Raw genomic sequence first — 16783 nt, 5'->3', positions numbered from 1 at the left:
TTCGTCGGGATCCCAAGACTGAGGCGGGTCACTGACACGGGGCGAATATGGCGCTGACACGCGCCGGCATCGAGCTGACGTCACGCTGACACGGCTGTCCTTCTTTTGGCGTCTCGCGGGGGAGCGCACGAAGATTGAGGAATGGACGGAGTTGCGAGGCTTCGCATAACACTGCTCGGCGCGTTCCAGGTGTCTCGTGGTGACGCCGTCCTGCCCGTTCCCGGCGCGCGGTTGCGCGGCCTGCTCGTCCGGCTGGCGCTCGCCGGAGGCCGCGGGGTCGAGCCGGGCGTGCTGGTCGACGCGATCTGGGCCGAGGAGCCGCCGTCCGGCCCCGGCCCCGCCCTGCAGACTCTCGTCTCCCGGCTGCGCCGCGCCCTCAGCCCGACCGGCGCTGCCCGTGACGTGGTGATTCAGGGCGCGGGCGGTTACCGGCTGGCGGTGGACGCGGCCGACGTGGACGCGCTGCGCTTCGAGCAGCTCACCGCCGCCGGTCGGGAGAGGCTGCGGGCAGGTGACCCGGAGGCGGCGATCGCCGCGCTCGCCGAGGCCCTGGCGTTGTGGGGCGATCACCCAGGTGCCGAACCCGCGGTCGTCGCCGCGGTCGCGCCCACCGTCGCGACACGGCTGGCACAGGTGTCGATCGAGGCGGTCGCCGACCTCGCCGACGCCGAGTTGTCGCTGGGGCGGGCCGACGTGGCCGCCGCGCGGCTGACCAGGCTGCTGGCCGAGCACACAGTCCACGAGCACACGGTCCACGAGCGGGCGGCCGCGCTGCTGATGGACGCGCTCGCCGCTCAGGGGCGTCAGGCCGAGGCGCTGGCCGTCTACGAGCGGGTCCGCCGGGACCTGGCCGACGTACTCGGCGCCGACCCGGGCACCGCCCTGCGGGAACGCCATCTGCGCCTGCTGCGCCCCAGCCAGGGGGTCTCGGAGCCCGGCCGGATCCGGCCGGCCGCCCTGCCCGAGCCGCTGACCAGCTTCGTCGGCCGCGACGACGACCTCACGCGTATCCGGGGCCTGCTCACCACCGGGCGCCTGGTCACCGTCCTCGGCCCCGGTGGCGTGGGGAAGACCCGGCTCGCTCTGGAGGCCGCCCGCCGCCACCGCCACGAGTACCGCGACGGCACCTGGCTCATCGACCTCGCGTCCGTCACCGAGCCGGCGGAGCTCGCCGCGGCCGTGCTCGCCGGGATCGGGTCGCGGGGCGGCGCGATGCTCGCCGACCGCAAGCGGGTGGAGGGAGACGAGCTGGACGTCCTCGCCGGCGAGCTCGGCGGCCGGGAGATCCTGCTGCTGGCCGACAACTGCGAGCACCTGATCGGCGCCGTGGCCCACCTGGTCGCGGCGCTGCTGCCCCGCTGCCCCGGGCTGCGCGTGCTCGCCACCAGCCGGGAACCGCTCGCGGTCGACGGCGAGGCGCTCGTGCCGCTGGCCCCGCTCGCGCTGCCCGGCCCGGACGACGGCGTCGAAGCGGCCCGAAGCGCGGCCTCGGTGCGCCTGTTCACCGAGCGGGCCGCCGCCGTGCGGCCCCGTTTCGACGTCGACGAGATCACGCTGCCCGACATAGTGCGCGTGGTGCACGGTCTGGACGGCATGCCGCTGGCCCTCGAACTGGCCGCCGCCCGGCTGCGGACGCTGTCACTGCCCGACCTGGCCGACGGGCTCTCCGACCGGTTCCGGCTGCTCATCACCGGCAGCCGTACCGCACCACCCCGCCACCGCACCCTGCGCGCGGTCATCGCCTGGAGCTGGGAGCTGCTCGACGAGCACGAACGCACCGTGGCGGAACGGATCTCCGTCCTGCCCGGCGGCGTCACGCTCGCCTCCGCCACCGCCGTCTGCTCCGGCACCACCGTGCCCACCGGGGAGATGCCCGAACTGCTCGCCGCCCTCGTCGACCGGTCGCTGCTGCAGCTCGCGCCCGGCGCCGGGCGCTACCGGATGCTCGAGACCATCCGCGAGTACGGCGCCGACCGCCTGGCCGGCACCGGCGACCTCGGCACGGCCCGCGGCCTGGCCGCCGCCCACTTCACCGAGCTGATGGCCCGCCACGACTCCCGGCTGCGCGGGCCCGGCCAGCTGACCGCCATGCGGGCCATCGGCGCAGAGTACGACAATGCGCTCGCCGCGCTGCGCCACCTGTGCGCCGCCGGCGACTCTCCCGGCGCGACCACCCTCGCCCTGACCCTGATCTGGTACTGGCAGATGTCCGGCCGCCACTCCGACGCCGCCTACTGGCTGGACGAGGTCCTGGCGGTGCCCGGCGGCGGGCCGGCGCCCGAGCGCGACTGCGCCCGAGCCGTCCACCTGCTCAACCGGGCGGACATCCTGTCGGGGATCACCGCCCGGGAGGCCGCCGACGACCGGGCGGAGATGCGCGAGCTGGCAGAACGGCTGCTCGCGCATCCGGAGCTGCCGAGCCACTACCGCGTGTTCGGCCCGATCCTGCTCTTCCTGCGGGAGGAGCAGGCCGCGCTAACGATCTTCCAGCGTCTGGCGGACGGCGACGACGTGTGGCTGTCCGGGCTGGCCCACATGTTCCTGGCCGAGATCGCCGAGAACGCGGGCGCGCTCGACCGGACGCGTGTCCACGTGACGGCCGCCCTGGCCCGCTTCCGGCAGGCCGGTGACCGGTGGGGCCAGGCCGCCACCTTGCCGATGCGCGCTTGGCTGCGGCGATACGACGACCTCGACGGCGCGCTGGCCGACCTGCGCGAGGCCCGGGTGCTGGCGGGCGAGTTCGGCTCGCTCAGCCTCGGCGACCAGCTCTACAGCGACCTGCGCTGGATCGACATGCACATCCGGCGCGGCGACACCGACCGGGCGATGGCGTTGATCGGCTCCGCCCGCGAGCGTGCGCTGCACGCGTCGTCGGCGGAGATGCTGGTCCTGGTCGACGCGCGGGAGGCGGACGTGCGGGTGCGGCTCGGCGACCTGTCCGGGGCGGCCGACCTGCTCGACGACGCCGAGCGGCGCCTGCTCGACGATTCCGCGTTCCCCTCCGGCCACGCCCGGACGCTGGCCGGCAGCGCGCGGGCCGCGCTCTGCCTCGCGCTCGGCGACCTGTCCGGCGTGGAGAAGGCGCTGCGGGAGGCGTACGCGGCCGCGCTGGCGACCCGGGAACTGCCGATCCTGTCGCTGGTGACGGTGAACGCGGCCGCCCTCGCCGGGACGCGCGGGCGGCACCACGAGTCGGCCGTACTGCTCGGGGCCGCCGCCCGGCTGCGGGGAGCGCACGACCACACCGATCCGCAGGTCCGTGAGCTCAGCCGCCGGAGCCGGGCCACGCTGGGCGGGGAGGAGTTCGCGGCGGCCTACGCGAAAGGCTGGGAGCTGGACGCGAACTCGGCGTCACTTCATGTACGGCGCACGCTCACACCAGGGCCCGCTTGAGGAAGACGACCCCGTCGATCGTGTCGAGCCGGGCCGGGTCGAGCGGGAAGTAGCGGAAATCCTCCGAGACGCGCGGGGTGGGTTCGGTGACGGCCTGGGCCAGGCGGCGGGCGTCGACCAGGGCGCGGTCCCACGGGAGCGTGGACAGGACGCCCTCGACGGTGTCCGGGGGCGGGGTGTCGTCACCGGTCGTGCCGAGGGCCGAGGCGAGAAAGGCGTACCGGTCGCCGAGGTGCGCTCCGGTGATCGCTCCGGCGCTCCACCACTCCAGCGTCTGGTCGCCGAACGGCATGACGCTCTTGTTCCGCTGCAGGTGGAGGTTGTGGCCGAAGACCAGGGCCGGGCCGTGCCCGGCGACGGCCCGCAGGTTCGCGGCCATCATCGCGTCCCGCTGGGCCGACAGCCGGGTCCACCGAGCCGGGGACGCGTCGGCCATCCAGTGGTGGTAGCGGAGCAGGCCGACGGCCGTGCGCCCGTACAGTGCCGCCCGCTCCCTGTCCTCCGCGCTCAGCCGCGGAACCTGCGTGGCGAGCAACGCCACCAGGTCGTCGGCGATCAGCCGCAGCCGCCGGGCCTCGGTGGACCGGCCGATCGACCGGGCCGGATCCCTGGCCGTGGCCTCGTCCGACCACCGGTCGTCCGGGCCGAGAAGCTCGTCCAGGGTTTCGGGGGTGCAGGGGAGCGGGCCGTCGAGGAGGCCGTGGAGGGCGGTGAGCGCCTGGCGCGGGCTCGCCGCCCAGTACTCGAGCGGGCCGTCGAACCCGAAGAACCGGAGCCTCTCGTCGTGCTCCTCGTTGTAGGCGCGCATCCAGCGGACGAGCTCGCGGTTGGCCGGTGCCGCGCCGAAGCCGTGGCTGAAGCCGCGTTCCATGACCTCGTCGAGACTGCCCGCGCCCGTCCTGACGTAGTCGTCCACCACCAGGCCCATGAGACAGTCGCTCTCGATGGCGAACGACCGGTAGCCCTCGTGCTCGACCAGATGCCGGAAGACCTCGTTGCGCACCTCGCCCAGCTCGTCCACGAAATGCCTGGCCTCGCCGAGCCCGAGCAGCAGGGGTTCCGCCGGCAGCGACCGGAGGAACGCCGAGACGCCCGCGCCGTCGAGCGGCCGGGCCGTGTCCTTGATATCCATGCCTTCGACGGTATCGTTGAACTCTCGGTGTAAACTTTTCCCGATCGCACCCCGCTCTCTTCATGATGGACCTTCAATCGGTGATGTATCCATGAGGCCGGTGGACCTGGCGCGTGAGCACGGCCTGTCCACCCAGGCGATCAGGAACTACGAGGACGCCGGCATCCTGCCCGCCGCCGGACGCACCGCCTCCGGCTACCGCGTCTACACGACGCTGCACGCGCAGGCGCTGCGCGCGTTCCTCGCCCTCGTGCCCGGGCACGGTCACCAGACGGCCACGTCGATCATGCAGGCGGTCAACCGGGGCGCCACCGAGGACGCGCTGCGGATCGTCGACGAGAGCCACGCCCGGCTCCTCGACGACCGCCGCACCCTGGAGGCCGTCGAGGCCGCGCTCCGCGACCTCGCGCCCGTGCCGCAGGAGCGCGGCGACACGTTCATCGGCCCGCTGGCGCGCAGGCTCGGCCTCCGCCCGGCCACCCTGCGCAAATGGGAGAACGCCGGGCTGGTCCGGCCGCGCCGCGACCCGGGGACGGGCTACCGGGTCTACGGCGCCGACGACGTACGGGACGCCCGGCTGGCCCACCAGCTCCGGCGGGGTGGCTACCTGCTGGAGCAGATCGCCCCGCTGATCGCCCAGGTCCGCTCCGCCGGGGGCGTCGCCCCGCTGGAGTCGGCCCTGCGGGACTGGCAGGCCCGGCTGTCGGCCCGGGGCCGCGCCATGCTCAGGGGCGCCGCGGGCCTGGACGCCTACCTCCGCACCCGCGAATCCTGAACGGGGTCACCCGGCTCACCTGGCCGTGTAGCCGCCGTCGGCGACCAGAACGCTGCCCGTCATGAACGAGGAGTCGGCCGAGAGCACGAACTCGACGACCGATGCGATCTCGGCGGGCTCCGCCAGCCGGCCGAGTGGAATGTTCGCCGCCGAGTCCGCGAGCGTCCTGCCGAGGGGACCGCTCCGACTCGGCGCATGAGGCCGCCCTCTTCGACATCAACGCCCGCTACGCCGACGTGCTGCCCATCGAGGAGGTCGTCGACCACATCAGGCGGCGCCCGCGGGCGGCCGCCACCGTCACGACTGACGGCTGAACATCAGCAACCGGTCGAAGATCCGGACCTGGTCGCTGCGGGAGAAGTCGGTGACCTCGTCGATCAGGCGGGTGAGGTGACGGGCCATCGCCTCCGCCGCCGCCGCCGGATCCCGGCGGCGGATCGCGGAGACGATCTCCGCGTGCTCGGGCACCGACTGGCTCACGGTGCCGTGACCTCCGGTGATCACGTCGAGCACCTTCTCCAGCGGGAGGAGCGACTCGTTGAGCACCGCGCCCGCCAGCGCCCCCAGCAGGTCGCTGCCCGCGATGCGGGCGATCGTCCGGTGGAAGTTCATGCCGATCTGGCGGGCGTGTTCGTCGTCGTCCAGGCTCATCTCGTGACGGCGCAGGATCTCCTCGAGCCCCGCGACGTCGTCGTCGGTCGCCTTGGCCGCCGCCCGGCCGGCGATCTCCCGCTCGACGCCCCGCCTGGCGTGCAGCAGGTCGAGAAGCTGCTCCACCGTGCGGATGTCGAAGGCCCGGGTGAACTCCTTCTCGTGGCGCTGCCGCGCGGACATCGCCTCGGCGCAGCGCCGCCCGTGCTCGGTCAGCGTGCGGCCCTTGCGCCCCGACGGCATGGTGAGGCCGAAGTCGTCCAGGCGCTTGAAGATCCGTGAGACGGTCGCCTCGCTGATCTCCAGCCCGCTCTCGCGCAGCTGGCGGCCCGCGAGCCGGGCGCCCACGGGACCGTCGGCCCGCCACACGATGCCGAGCAGCCGCTCCTCTTCGGGGTTCAGCTCAGGAGCGGCGCCGTTCACCGCGGGGACGTCGGAAGCCGATGGTCGCGCTCGCCTCGCCACTTTGCGAGCCTCCCCATCCTCGAAGGACCCCACTACGAAGCGCCCATGATATCGGTCCGCCCAGCACCCGGAACGCCGTTGATCAGAGCGGGTTGTCGTGGGCGATGAGGGCGAGCTGGACGCGGTTGTCCAGGGTGGTCTTGGCGAGGATGCGGGAGACGTAGCTCTTGACCGTGCCGACGCTCATGTGGAGCTCGGCCGCGATGTCCGCGTTGGACATGCCCCGGCCGACCGCGGCGGCGACCTCGCGCTCCCGGCCACTGAGCCTGGACAGGAGCCTGCGCGCGTCGTCGCGGCGGCGGTCCTCCGCCTCCGGCGCCAGGTGGGCGATCAGGCGCCGGGTCACGTCGGGGGACAGGATCGGCTCGCCCGCCGCGACCCGCAGGACCGCGTCCACGATGCCCTCCGGCGGGGTGTCCTTGAGCAGGAACCCGCCGGCCCCGGCGCGCAGCGCGCCGAAGACGTGCTCGTCGGCGTCGAAGGTGGTCAGGATGATGACGTGGGGAGGGCTGGGCCGCCGCCGCAGCAGGCGGGTGGCGTCGATCCCGTCCAGGCCGGGCATCCGGATGTCCATGAGCACCACATCGGGCGCGTGCGCGTCGACCGCGGCCGCGACGTCGGCGCCGTCGGCCACGCCGCCCACCACGACGAGCTCGTCGGCGCCCCTGAGCATCAGCGTCAGGCCCGCCCTGACGAGCGGGTCGTCGTCCACGACCAGCACGCGGATGGCGCTCACACCGGCCATGGTAGCCAGACCGCCAGCCGGAACTCGCCTTCCTCCACACCGGCCCGCTCCACCCGGCCGCCCGCCAGCTCGGCCCGCTCTCGCATCCCGGCCAGGCCGGCGCCCTCACCCGCGGGGGAGCCGGGCACGAGAACGGAGCCGGGGACGGACGTCGTGACGGGGTTGCGCACCTCGATGGTCAGCCCCCGGCCGGGACCTCCGTCGAGGCGTACGGTCACCGGCCGGCCCGGGGCGTGTCTGCGGGCGTTGGTGAGGCCCTCCTGGACGATCCGGTAGGCGGCCCGCGCCGTCGCGCCCGGCAGGTCGGGCAGGCGCAGGCCGCCGTCGTGCATCTCGACCCGCACGCCCGCCCGCCGTACCTCCTCCACCAGCGCCGGCAGGTCGAGGACGGCCAGGACGGGCGCCTCGCGCAGGACCGAGATGACCTGGCGCAGTTCCTGCAGCGCCTGGTGCGCGCTGGAGCGCATCACCGCGGCCGCCTCGACCACCTCTGCGGGGTCGGCCCGCGCGTTGAACTCCAGCGCCCCGGCGTGCAGCGCCAGCAGCGACAGCCGGTGCGCCAGCACGTCGTGCATCTCGCGGGCGATGGCCAGACGCTCGGTGTGGCGGGCCTGCTCGACGCGCCGCCGCTGCTCCTCCCCGGCCCCGCGGAGCCGCTCCTCCAGTGACAGCACCAGCTGACGGCGGGCCCGCGCCAGCATCCCCCACCCGGTCAGCGCCACCCCGAACAGCACCGCGACCAGCGCCCACACCGCGTACGGCGCCAGCCCCGGCGGCCGCAGCCAGAACCGGGCCAGCGTCGCCGCCACCCACGCGGCGCCCATCCCGATCGCGACGGCCGAACGCCGGTACAGGGCGGTCATCAGCGTGGCGATGCCCGCCGCGACCGACGCCGAGGCCGCGGGCACCGCCAGCGCCACGGCGACCAGCGCCGTGGTGGCCGGCCACCGGCGCGACAGCCACAGCGCCCCGCACGCCACCGCACCGCCGGCCGTGTCGGCGATCAGGTGCCATCCGGAAGCCGCGCCGAGCTCGCCTCGCACGACGACCGCCGCCGCGGCCAGCGCGCAGGCTACGCTCCCCGCCCGGATCGCCCGGTCCCGCCGGGTCCGCGAGGGGCCGGGCCGTACGTCTGCCGTCACGGACGCCCAGCGTAGTGACGGCGGGCCGGGCGGCGGCAGCAACCGAAGTGACGCCGGGTTGTCACCTGGGTTGCCACGGACGGGACCCGGGACGGCAGACGCGGGCCGTGCTCGCGGCACACGCTGGCCGCATGACGGCGAACAAGACGCGCGGCCGGCTGGCCGCACTGCTCCTCGCGGTGATCACACCGCTCGTGGCCGAGTTCACCCTCGGCAACCCGCCGCTGCGCATGGCCTGGCTCCTGCTGCTGTGGATCCCGATCTACGGCGCGGGCGTCGTCCTGGTGCGCGAACTCGTACGCCGGGCCGGGACGGGCTGGACCGGGGTGCTGCTGCTCGGCGCCGCGTACGGCATCGTCGAGGAGGGCCTGGCGCTGCAGGCGCTGAGCAGCCCCACGATGTACGGCGCGGCCGGGTGGGCGCCGCGAATCCTGGGCCTGAACAGCGCCTACGCCGAGCTGCAGATCCCCTACCACGCGGTCTTCAGCGCCGCGATCCCGATCCTCCTGACCGACCTGATCGTCCCGTCCCTGCGCGACCGGCCCTACCTGGGCAGACTCGGCACGTGGGTGGCCGGGGCGGTCTTCGTCCTCGGCGCGCTGCTGCTGCGGGTGACGGTCGTGACCTCCATCGACCCCGGATACCAGGCGCCGCCGGCGATCCTCGCGGGCTGCGCCGTCGCCGTGGCCCTGCTGGTGGTGGCCGGGCTGCGGCTGAGGCCCCGGCCTGGCGCGCCCTCGATCAGGCCGCCCGCCCCCGCGGTGGCGGGAATGGCCGGCGCGGTGGCCGTCTTCGGATTCCTGGCTCTGCTGTTCCCCTTCGACGGCGCGACCCGGCCCGCCTTCACGCACGGCGGGTGGGTGGTCGTGCCCATGTCGGCCGCCGCCGTCGTGGCGGTGGCCGCCGCGTGGTCACTGCGCCGGTGGACAGCCGGCGACCGGTGGACCGACCGGCACGGTCTCGCCCTGGCCTCCGGCGCACTGGTCGCCCACACCGCCTTCGGCCTGGTCTCCAACACCGACACGGCGGCCGACCGGGCCGGCCTCGCGGCCGTCGGCGTGGTCATGGCGGGCCTGCTGGCCGTACTGAGCCGCCAGGTCGCCAGCCTTCCCGGCGCCGGATGAGGCCCCGGTGGAGCATCTGCTTGCCGGGGACGGCGGGCGTCACTTCTCGTCCGCGCCGGGTTTCGCGCTGATCGATTCCTGGTAGACGTCGGCGTAGGTAGGGGAGTCCTTGACCAGGTCGTCGCAGAACGCGGCGACGTCGGTGCCGATGAGTTCCACGACTCCCTTGCCTGCGGCGACGCCCTCCTCGAAGAAGTCGACGATCCCGGGGAGCAGGGGCCCGTCAGGCAGGTCGATCGGTCCGACCTTGAACAGGTACTTCTGCATCTCCTTGTAGACGATCTGGTAGTCCGGCGGGAGAGCCTTGACCCGCGCCACGTGCGCCCGCCACTGTTTCTTGCCCTCGACGATGTCGTGGATGCTCACGTCAGCCTCCCAGCCGGCTCAGTTTCCTCGCGACGTTCCTGTTCAACTGCTCGCGCCACCGGTCGCGATAGGTTCGCGCCCCTTCGCCACCGGCAAGCGCGGTGCAGAAGCCGCGGACGTCCTCGCCGAGCACGTCATGGGCGCTCTGCCCGTCCGCCGCCGCTACTTCGAGCAGCCCCAGGGCGGCGTCGAGGATCGGCATCAGGTTGCGGCCGGTGAAGTCCCCGTAGGGGAGGAGGTGGGCGATGATCTGTCCCCACGCCGCCCGGTAGTCGTCCGGCAGGGCCTCGGCCCGGGCTTCGAACGCCTTCCATTCCCTGGTGAGATCGCTGCCTGTGACTTTCTCCCAGAAGTTCATGTCCCGCCCTTCTTGAGCCTGTCGATGCGTGATGAGAGGTACTGCCATTTCGCCCAGAACTTCGTGAGTTCCTCGCGTCCGGCGTCGTTGAGGGCGTAGAACTTGCGCGGCGGACCGACCCCGGACGGTCGTTTCGTCACCTGGACGAGCCCGTTCCTCTCCAGCCGCAGCAGGATGGTGTACACCGTCCCCTCGATGACGTCGGTGAAGCCGAGTTCGTTCAGCTGACGGGTGATGGCGTACCCGTAGGTTTCCTCGCTGCCGATGATCTGGAGCACGCACCCTTCGAGGGTGCCCTTCAACATCTCCGTCAGGTCGTCCATCACAGGTGCTCCTCAGCCCTTTCGGTACTACGTGCCACCGAGTACCACTATACGGTATCACCGAGTAGTTCCGCCCTGCCTCCGCATCCCTGAATGCACCGATCCGTGGAGCCGCTCCACCGCGTGGGCGAACGACCGCTTCCACCGCCAGCTCGGGAGATCGGGCGATCCGCGTGAGCTGTACTTCATCGCCGGCGTCGCGGTGGTGGCCGGCACGGCACAGTCGGCCGGCCCGGACACCGGCTCCTGGGCCGGCCGCCTCGAGTACCTGGGGATCCTGGTGGTCAACATCGCGCCGATGTGCCTGCTGGCCTGGATGGGCGAGATCGGCGCGCGGTACTACGACTCCCGTGAGGCGGCGCTGCGCGAGGCCCGGGAGGCCAACGCGCGGCTGGCCGCGGCGCTGGCGGAGAACGCGGCGCTGCAGGAACGGCTGGTCGAGCAGGCCCGTGCGGCCGGCGTCCTCGACGAGCGGGCCCGGATGGCTCGGGAGATCCACGACACGCTGGCCCAGGGCCTGACCGGCATCGTCACCCAGTTGCAGGCGGCCGAGCACGCGGCCGACGACCCGGCCGCGTGGCGGCGGCACCACGCCGCGGCGACCGCGCTGGCCCGGGAGAGCCTGACCGAGGCGCGGCGCTCGGTGAACGAGTTGCGCCCGGAGCCGCTGGAGACCGGCCGCCTGGCCGACGCCATCACCGAGGTGGCGGCCGCGTGGTCGGCCCGCCACAGCATCCCGGCCCAGGTCATCGTCACCGGCGAAACCCGCACGATGCGCCCGGAGGCCGAGGTCGTCCTGCTACGGGTCGCCCAGGAGGCGTTGGCCAACGTCGCCAAGCACGCCGGCACCGCCACCCGCGTCGGTCTCACCCTCTCCTACATGGGGCATGACGAGCATCGGAACGAAAAGTCCCGTTAGCGGACGTCCCAGCTAACTATTTGATCTTCCGCTCGTCCGGGGCGCGTTGGCTGCCCTACTTTCGGCGTCTATGCCAGTTGAGTTCTTGAGTGACAGCGAGGCCGCCGCGTACGGCCGGTACTCGGGCGCTCCGTCGCAGGCGGAGCTGGAGCGGTTCTTCTTCCTCGATGACGCAGATCGAACGCTGATCGCCGAGCGGCGCGGTGCACACGCCCGTCTCGGCTTCGCCCTCCAACTGACCACGGCCCGGTTCGTCGGGCGCTTCTTGACCGATCCGCTGGACGTGCCTCACGAGGTGCTGGAGTATCTCGGCGAGCAGCTCGGGATCGAGGACATCTCGCAGATCAAGCGGTACACCGAGCGGCGCAACACACCATTCGAGCACCAGGACGTCATCCGCGAGGCGTACAAGCTGAAGGACTTCTCCCCGGCGGAGGCCGAATTCACCGCATGGGTGGACTCGCGGGCCTGGAACACCGGCGACGGCAAGAAGACAATCTTCTACGACGTCTGCCGGAATGCCCGGTTCGCATGATCCGGCAGCCGAGCGTGCCGTGCCGTTCCGCTTCCAAGGAAGTGGAACGGGATCTCTGCCAGGTTCCGCGTTCTGTCCGAGCACCTCGATAAGTGCGTGTCGCTGAACCAGATGATCAGTTGAGACGCCGACGGGCGAGGTAACGGTGTGTAGGGGCGGAACCTTGACAAGAGATGGACCAACTCCGCACCCCGGCCCCGTCATGTTCGTCAAGCAGGCGATCGAAGATCCGCTTCGCCGTGTGTCGCTGCTTCCGCGGCGCGTCGAGGTCCGAGCGCAGCCAGTCGTCGATCACCACTCGGTACGCGTCAAGCCGTGAGCCGCGTTTGGGCGGTTGCTTTCTCTCCTTCGGCCATGCAGATTCCAGCGCCGCTGTCACGGTTCGGAAGCCGACGCCGTGCTTGCGCTGCAGCGCGCGGTTGGACATCCCAGATCGGGCATCCCGTCGGATCGCCGCGTACAGGTCGACCCGGGAACGCGGCTGCGTCATCGGTGGCACTCCTGACGTGAGCACGCCGTGGGCACGACTTTCGGCACCGGGCCACCGCCCGGGAACGGTGACCGCATGCGACCACAGCCCGGAATCACTGGCCCTACCGAGGTGCCTGGTCATGTGCTGCGCAGGGGTTCGGTGGGCGGTACTGAGGCGGCCCGGAGTGCGGGGTACGACCGACGACGGAGCCGATGAGCCGCGAGTAGGCCAGGTCGAGTCCCACTGAAGCCCAGGTCAGTACGACGGCCCGGCCTTGCGTGGTGACGAAGACGTTGGTGACGAGCACGCCCTGGATCAGGCCTGTGATGCCGCCGACGACATCAAACCTCGACACCACCTGTCCGCCCCGTGTCCCTGGCGCGACGATGATCTGCTTGCGCGGTGCCTAATTGGTCTTCCCGCAACACCTCGCGGGCCCCTCAGTGTTCGCTGCTGAAGAACCGTAGCAACAGCCGGCCGACGGTCTGTGGGTCGACGACGTGATCCGGCCCCTCGAGGGTCTCCCGTTGAGCGTGGGGTAGGAGGTCTGCAAGCTCGTCGGCTGCGCGGTCGAAGAAGTCCGAGGGCAGGCCTGCCATGTAGGGGGCCGTGATCGGTCCTCCGGTGGTGACCAGGACCGGTTGGGTGACCGTTGCCAGTCGATCGGCTGGCAATTGGTAGCGGTTGAGGAAGAGGCTGTCGTGGACCAGCGTGGGCGCGAGGGCGACCGAATCCGCCCAATGCGCCGTCTGCTTGCCTGCCGCTTTCCTGGCCGCGATGTTGTCGTCGGAGGCGCCGGTCATGCGCATGAACAGTTCGAGAACCTCCTCGTCTCGCCCGGCGTCGAAGGCGCGTCGGGTGTCCGCGATGTACTCCTCGAATCGCGGGCGTATGTCGTCTCCGACCGCATAGGGCACCTCCCAGACGGCGATCGTGTCGATGGCTGACCCGGCCGCGGCGGCTTCCAGCGCCAGCGCGCCACCAGAGGACGCCCCGAACAGGTGTGCCGAGCCGCCCGCCTCCGCGATCAACGCATCCAGGTCTTCGATCTCCCGCTCCACGGCGTAGGGCTCGGTGAAGCCGCTCGCGCCGCGTCCCCGACGGGCATAGTTGTAAACCGTGAAGTGCTCGGCGAGAGCAGGTACCAAGGGAGCGTTCTCGGCTCCGTCGTCCTGTGCGCCGCCTACCAGGACGACAGCCGGGCCGCTTCCCTTCCGGTCGTAGGCGATGGTGGTGCCATCGTTTGATGTCACGCGAAAGGCCATCTCGTTCATCTCACATCTCCGTTCGAGAGGTTTGTCTCAGCGCCTGAGCAGCGTGCCGACGACGGCCTCGGTGCGCGACCACCGCGCCCTTGCGATCACGGCCGCCACGACGAGAAGGGCGAGCGGCAGCCAAGGGCTCTGCTCGAGCACGAACTGATCGGTGATGACAGCACCGGTCAGCAATGCCGCCAACCCGAGACTGGCCAGGCCCGCCAGAGCCGGAATCAGAAGTCCAACCCCTCCCGCGACCTCCAGCGCTCCGACCAGGTACCGGAGCCACTGGCCAGCCCCGATGTCGGCGAACATGTCCACCATGACCGGGTCGCCGGCGAGCTTCGAGATTCCGCCGCCGGCGATTATCGCCGCCAGCACGACTTGCAGAATCCAGACCCCGATGCTGGTCGCCCGCCCGGGCGTGTGCGCAACGGTTTCCGACTTGGGGATGGTGCTCATGCGTCTCTCCTTGTCGTGTCCGGGCCTGGTACCGGTGATGGCGTTGGCCGAGTGGGCCGGGTTGTCGGAGTTGATGTCGACCAAGTGCTCGCGGTAGCGGCATCTACTCCTTGTTGCGGTAGAGGACCATGGTGATGGGACCGAAGACCGCGACGAGAAGTACGGACGAGACGAGCACCCAGCCGATTTCCCCGGCGGGCACCGAGCCGTCCATCAGGCCGCGTACCACGGTCGCCAGGTGGGTGATCGGGTTGACCTCGACGACCGCCTGCATCCACCCGGGCATCGTCTTCGGGTCCACGAAGATGTTGCTCACGAACGTCAGCGGGAACATCACCATCATGCTGACCCCCGCCACCGAGTTCGGCGTGCGCAGGATCAGGCTGAGCATCGTCCACAGCCACGACAGGCAGAACGAGAACACCAGCAGCAGCACCACCGAGAGCACCACGCCGACGGCGCCGCCCTCCGGCCGGAACCCTAGGACCAGGCCGAGCGTGATCACGATCGCCGACCCGATCGAGTAGCGCATCACATCGCCGAGCAGGGCGCCGACCAGCGGCGACGGTCGCCACACCGGAAGTGACCTGAACCTGTCGAACACCCCCTTCTGGATGTCGGTGTTCAGCGTAATGCCGGTGTTCATGGTGATCATGACGTTCGCCTGCACCAGGATGCCGGGCAGCAGGAACTGTAGGTACGCCTGTGTCGACCCGGCGAGCGCGCCGCCGAACAGGTAGGTGAACATCAGCGTGAACATGATCGGGAACAGGGTCACGTCGACGAGCTGCTCGGGCACGTGTTTGATCTTCAGCAGCGCCCGCCAGCCGAATGTCAACGAGGTGAGCACCGGGCCGGGGCGAGACGGCCGCTCACCGGCCAACAGCACACTGCGCAGCGCGTCCTCGGTGACCGGCGCCGACGCCTGCTCCGCGGTCGTGGCATTCATGCGGCATCCTCCTCGGGTGTCTCCTCGGCGGCGTGTCCGGTCAGGGTGAGGAACACCTCGTCCAGGCTCGGCTGACCGAGCGCGAACTCGGTGACGTCGATGCCGCTGCGGGACAGCTCGGCCAGGGCGCGGGCGACCCGCTCGGGGTCGGAGATCCGCGCGGACAGCGCGGCCGGGTCGGCGGACGGCTCGGCCGGCACCTCGAGGACGCTGGCGAGGACCCGTTCGGCCTCGGCCCGCTGCTCGGGCGCACGTAGCCGTACGTGCAGCGAGCCGGCGCCGACCGATGCCTTGAGCTCGCCGCTCGAGCCCTCGGCGATCACCTTCCCGTGGTCGATCACCGCTATCCGGTCGGCCAGCTGGTCGGCCTCGTCGAGGTACTGCGTGGTCAGCAACACGGTGGCGCCCTCGGCGACCATGCCCCTGACGATTTCCCAGACCTGGTTCCTGCTGCGCGGGTCGAGCCCGGTCGTGGGCTCGTCGAGGAAGATCAGTTCGGGGGTGACGACCAGGCTCGCCGCGATGTCGATGCGCCGGCGCATCCCGCCGGAGTACTTCTTCACCTGCCGGTCGGCCGCCTCGGCAAGACCTAACGCGTCGAGCAGGTCGGTCGCCCGCTGCCTGCCTCGGCGGCGTGAGTAGCCGAGCAGCCTGGCGAGCAGCAGCAGGTTCTCCACCCCGGTGAGGTCCTCGTCGACCGACGCGAACTGCCCGGTGAGGCCCACCCTGCTCCGCACCGCCTGGGCGTCACGCACGACGTCGTAGCCGAGCACTTGCGCCTCTCCGGCGTCGGGGCGCAGGAGCGTGGCCAGCATGCGGATCGTGGTGGTCTTGCCCGCCCCGTTCGGACCGAGCACGCCGTACACGCCCCCGGCGCTCACGGCCAGGTCCACACCGGCGACCGCGTGGGTCGTGCCGAAGCTCTTCTTCAACCCTCTCGTCTCGATCGCGAACTTTCCCATGGGTTCGATTCCTTGTCTCGGTGTTGCGAACGGATTGGTAGAGGCTAGTCAAGTTTGACTACTTGGCCAGAGTGCACGAGGAGGAAACGTCTAGTCAAGTTTGATTAGAAGCGCATCTTGAGGTGACCGGGGACCGTTCGCCACGAACCCGGATCATCGGCCATGGTGTAGGCGCCCTCAGACAGTCGTTTGCTCAGGCTCTTCGCCCACTCCAGTTCGGTGCGTGCGTGTCCCGCCCACAGTTCGGCCTGATCGCGGACGTGTTCGGGGGCGTCCCGATTGGGGTGCTCCCGCCACTTGGCCTGCTCTACGAGCTCCGCTTCCAGGCGCGCGACCCGCTCGTTAACCTGCGCGATGGCATCTGTCCTGGTCAGCATGGGCAACATGGCGATGGACGCGTTGAGCATGTCCGCGTCGTGGGTGCGCCGCAGACCGTCGCGGACCAGTTCGACCATCTCGTCACGTCCCCGAGCTGTCGCGCGGTACAGAACGCGCTCCGGCCCAGAGTTGCCCGGCTCGGCGTGTTCGGTGAGGAGGCCATCAGCCGCCGCCTTCTTCAGCGCGTGATAAATCGAGCCGGGCTTGATCTTGGCCCAACTCTCCGCACCCCAGCTCTGCAGTTCGGACCGCACCTGGTAGCCATGCGCGCCGCCGGAGAGGTGCACGATACCGAGTACCAGGAGCTTCGTCGCCGACACGCGCCCACCTCCGCTCAACCCTCTCGTCTCGATCGCGAACTTTCCCATGGGTTCGA

The 16783-nt window shown here is 71.2% G+C and carries 18 protein-coding genes and 1 pseudogene; 5 read left to right on the top strand and 14 right to left on the bottom strand.

Going from position 1 to position 16783, the window contains the following annotated elements; all coding sequences use genetic code 11:
- Positions 1–141 precede the first annotated feature (141 nt).
- Positions 142–3393 carry a BTAD domain-containing putative transcriptional regulator gene (locus FED44_RS12415; RefSeq protein WP_138460733.1) on the top strand — a complete coding sequence of 1084 codons (3252 nt, stop codon included), beginning with the start codon at positions 142–144 and terminating at the stop codon, positions 3391–3393.
- Here FED44_RS12415 and FED44_RS12410 read toward each other — a convergent pair.
- Positions 3374–4525 carry an erythromycin esterase family protein gene (locus tag FED44_RS12410; protein WP_138460732.1) on the bottom strand — a complete coding sequence of 384 codons (1152 nt, stop codon included), beginning with the start codon at positions 4523–4525 and terminating at the stop codon, positions 3374–3376. The genes FED44_RS12415 and FED44_RS12410 overlap by 20 nt on opposite strands.
- Before the next feature lie 91 nt (positions 4526–4616).
- Here FED44_RS12410 and FED44_RS12405 point away from each other — a divergent pair, with 91 nt between their 5' ends.
- Entirely contained in the window at positions 4617–5300 is a 684-nt protein-coding gene (locus tag FED44_RS12405) for a TioE family transcriptional regulator (RefSeq protein WP_111699675.1), read from the top strand.
- A gap of 15 nt (positions 5301–5315) precedes the next feature.
- Here FED44_RS12405 and FED44_RS12400 read toward each other — a convergent pair.
- From FED44_RS12400 to FED44_RS12385, 4 genes and pseudogenes are all read right to left on the bottom strand, one after another.
- Positions 5316–5456, bottom strand: a pseudogene (locus FED44_RS12400) (SDR family oxidoreductase); the annotation flags it as partial.
- A 141-nt stretch (positions 5457–5597) separates the two neighbouring features.
- A complete protein-coding gene (locus FED44_RS12395) occupies positions 5598–6416 on the bottom strand; it encodes an FCD domain-containing protein (protein WP_167521456.1) in 819 nt (272 codons plus the stop codon).
- An 82-nt stretch (positions 6417–6498) separates the two neighbouring features.
- Complete coding sequence (locus FED44_RS12390) at positions 6499–7161, bottom strand: response regulator (protein ID WP_111699655.1); 663 nt, start codon at positions 7159–7161, stop codon at positions 6499–6501.
- The gene (locus FED44_RS12385; protein WP_138460730.1) at positions 7149–8303 is read right to left on the bottom strand and encodes a sensor histidine kinase; all 1155 of its coding nucleotides are present in this window, start codon (positions 8301–8303) and stop codon (positions 7149–7151) included. Before FED44_RS12385 ends, FED44_RS12390 begins: the two co-directional genes overlap by 13 nt.
- Before the next feature lie 131 nt (positions 8304–8434).
- On the opposite strand from FED44_RS12385, the gene FED44_RS12380 reads away from it, so the two are divergent.
- Positions 8435–9427, top strand: a complete 993-nt coding sequence (locus FED44_RS12380) for a hypothetical protein (protein WP_138460729.1) — start codon at positions 8435–8437, stop codon at positions 9425–9427.
- Between the two features lie 39 nt (positions 9428–9466).
- On the opposite strand, the gene FED44_RS12375 is transcribed toward FED44_RS12380, so the two are convergent.
- From FED44_RS12375 to FED44_RS12365, 3 genes are read right to left on the bottom strand one after another with little or no spacing between them, the layout of a single operon-like run.
- Complete coding sequence (locus FED44_RS12375) at positions 9467–9793, bottom strand: DUF1048 domain-containing protein (protein WP_138460728.1); 327 nt, start codon at positions 9791–9793, stop codon at positions 9467–9469.
- A gap of 1 nt (position 9794) precedes the next feature.
- Positions 9795–10151 (bottom strand): DUF1048 domain-containing protein, encoded by a 357-nt coding sequence (locus tag FED44_RS12370; RefSeq protein WP_138460727.1) that lies wholly within the window; start codon positions 10149–10151, stop codon positions 9795–9797.
- Entirely contained in the window at positions 10148–10474 is a 327-nt protein-coding gene (locus tag FED44_RS12365) for a PadR family transcriptional regulator (RefSeq protein WP_111699650.1), read from the bottom strand. Before FED44_RS12365 ends, FED44_RS12370 begins: the two co-directional genes overlap by 4 nt.
- Positions 10475–10679: 205 nt before the next feature.
- Between FED44_RS12365 and FED44_RS12360 the strand changes: the two genes are divergently transcribed.
- Both FED44_RS12360 and FED44_RS12355 read left to right on the top strand, forming a co-directional pair.
- Entirely contained in the window at positions 10680–11393 is a 714-nt protein-coding gene (locus tag FED44_RS12360; RefSeq protein ID WP_244301864.1) for a sensor histidine kinase, read from the top strand.
- Positions 11394–11463: 70 nt separating this feature from the next.
- The gene (locus FED44_RS12355) at positions 11464–11928 is read left to right on the top strand and encodes a DUF4158 domain-containing protein (protein WP_138460726.1); all 465 of its coding nucleotides are present in this window, start codon (positions 11464–11466) and stop codon (positions 11926–11928) included.
- Positions 11929–12043: 115 nt separating this feature from the next.
- Here FED44_RS12355 and FED44_RS12350 read toward each other — a convergent pair whose 3' ends face one another.
- The 6 genes from FED44_RS12350 to FED44_RS12325 all read right to left on the bottom strand — a co-directional run bounded on the left by FED44_RS12350 (position 12044) and on the right by FED44_RS12325 (position 16775).
- Positions 12044–12418 (bottom strand): hypothetical protein, encoded by a 375-nt coding sequence (locus FED44_RS12350; RefSeq protein ID WP_208758998.1) that lies wholly within the window; start codon positions 12416–12418, stop codon positions 12044–12046.
- A gap of 422 nt (positions 12419–12840) precedes the next feature.
- Positions 12841–13674, bottom strand: coding sequence for an alpha/beta fold hydrolase (locus tag FED44_RS12345; RefSeq protein WP_111699647.1), 834 nt, complete (start codon positions 13672–13674; stop codon positions 12841–12843).
- Between the two features lie 27 nt (positions 13675–13701).
- Positions 13702–14118, bottom strand: coding sequence for a DoxX family protein (locus FED44_RS12340; protein WP_138460725.1), 417 nt, complete (start codon positions 14116–14118; stop codon positions 13702–13704).
- A 103-nt stretch (positions 14119–14221) separates the two neighbouring features.
- The gene (locus FED44_RS12335) at positions 14222–15067 is read right to left on the bottom strand and encodes an ABC transporter permease (RefSeq protein WP_111699646.1); all 846 of its coding nucleotides are present in this window, start codon (positions 15065–15067) and stop codon (positions 14222–14224) included.
- Positions 15064–16029 (bottom strand): ATP-binding cassette domain-containing protein, encoded by a 966-nt coding sequence (locus FED44_RS12330; protein WP_138460724.1) that lies wholly within the window; start codon positions 16027–16029, stop codon positions 15064–15066. Before FED44_RS12330 ends, FED44_RS12335 begins: the two co-directional genes overlap by 4 nt.
- A gap of 104 nt (positions 16030–16133) precedes the next feature.
- A complete protein-coding gene (locus tag FED44_RS12325) occupies positions 16134–16775 on the bottom strand; it encodes a PadR family transcriptional regulator (RefSeq protein WP_138460723.1) in 642 nt (213 codons plus the stop codon).
- Between the last annotated feature and the right edge of the window lie 8 nt (positions 16776–16783).

It is taken from the genome of Microbispora triticiradicis, assembly GCF_005864065.1.
GTDB lineage: Bacteria > Actinomycetota > Actinomycetes > Streptosporangiales > Streptosporangiaceae > Microbispora > Microbispora triticiradicis.
This window is presented reverse-complemented; position numbering and strand designations above follow the sequence as displayed.

Bases quoted from the DNA above. Each gene is read 5' to 3' on its own strand.
- FED44_RS12415 (WP_138460733.1), top strand. From the start codon at position 142: ATGGACGGAGTTGCGAGGCTTCGCATAACACTGCTCGGCGCGTTCCAG.
- FED44_RS12410 (WP_138460732.1), bottom strand. From the start codon at position 4,525: ATGGATATCAAGGACACGGCCCGGCCGCTCGACGGCGCGGGCGTCTCG.
- FED44_RS12405 (WP_111699675.1), top strand. From the start codon at position 4,617: ATGAGGCCGGTGGACCTGGCGCGTGAGCACGGCCTGTCCACCCAGGCG.
- FED44_RS12390 (WP_111699655.1), bottom strand. From the start codon at position 7,161: ATGGCCGGTGTGAGCGCCATCCGCGTGCTGGTCGTGGACGACGACCCG.
- FED44_RS12380 (WP_138460729.1), top strand. From the start codon at position 8,435: ATGACGGCGAACAAGACGCGCGGCCGGCTGGCCGCACTGCTCCTCGCG.
- FED44_RS12370 (WP_138460727.1), bottom strand. From the start codon at position 10,151: ATGAACTTCTGGGAGAAAGTCACAGGCAGCGATCTCACCAGGGAATGG.
- FED44_RS12365 (WP_111699650.1), bottom strand. From the start codon at position 10,474: ATGGACGACCTGACGGAGATGTTGAAGGGCACCCTCGAAGGGTGCGTG.
- FED44_RS12355 (WP_138460726.1), top strand. From the start codon at position 11,464: ATGCCAGTTGAGTTCTTGAGTGACAGCGAGGCCGCCGCGTACGGCCGG.
- FED44_RS12350 (WP_208758998.1), bottom strand. From the start codon at position 12,418: ATGACGCAGCCGCGTTCCCGGGTCGACCTGTACGCGGCGATCCGACGG.
- FED44_RS12345 (WP_111699647.1), bottom strand. From the start codon at position 13,674: ATGAACGAGATGGCCTTTCGCGTGACATCAAACGATGGCACCACCATC.
- FED44_RS12340 (WP_138460725.1), bottom strand. From the start codon at position 14,118: ATGAGCACCATCCCCAAGTCGGAAACCGTTGCGCACACGCCCGGGCGG.
- FED44_RS12335 (WP_111699646.1), bottom strand. From the start codon at position 15,067: ATGAATGCCACGACCGCGGAGCAGGCGTCGGCGCCGGTCACCGAGGAC.
- FED44_RS12330 (WP_138460724.1), bottom strand. From the start codon at position 16,029: ATGGGAAAGTTCGCGATCGAGACGAGAGGGTTGAAGAAGAGCTTCGGC.
- FED44_RS12325 (WP_138460723.1), bottom strand. From the start codon at position 16,775: ATGGGAAAGTTCGCGATCGAGACGAGAGGGTTGAGCGGAGGTGGGCGC.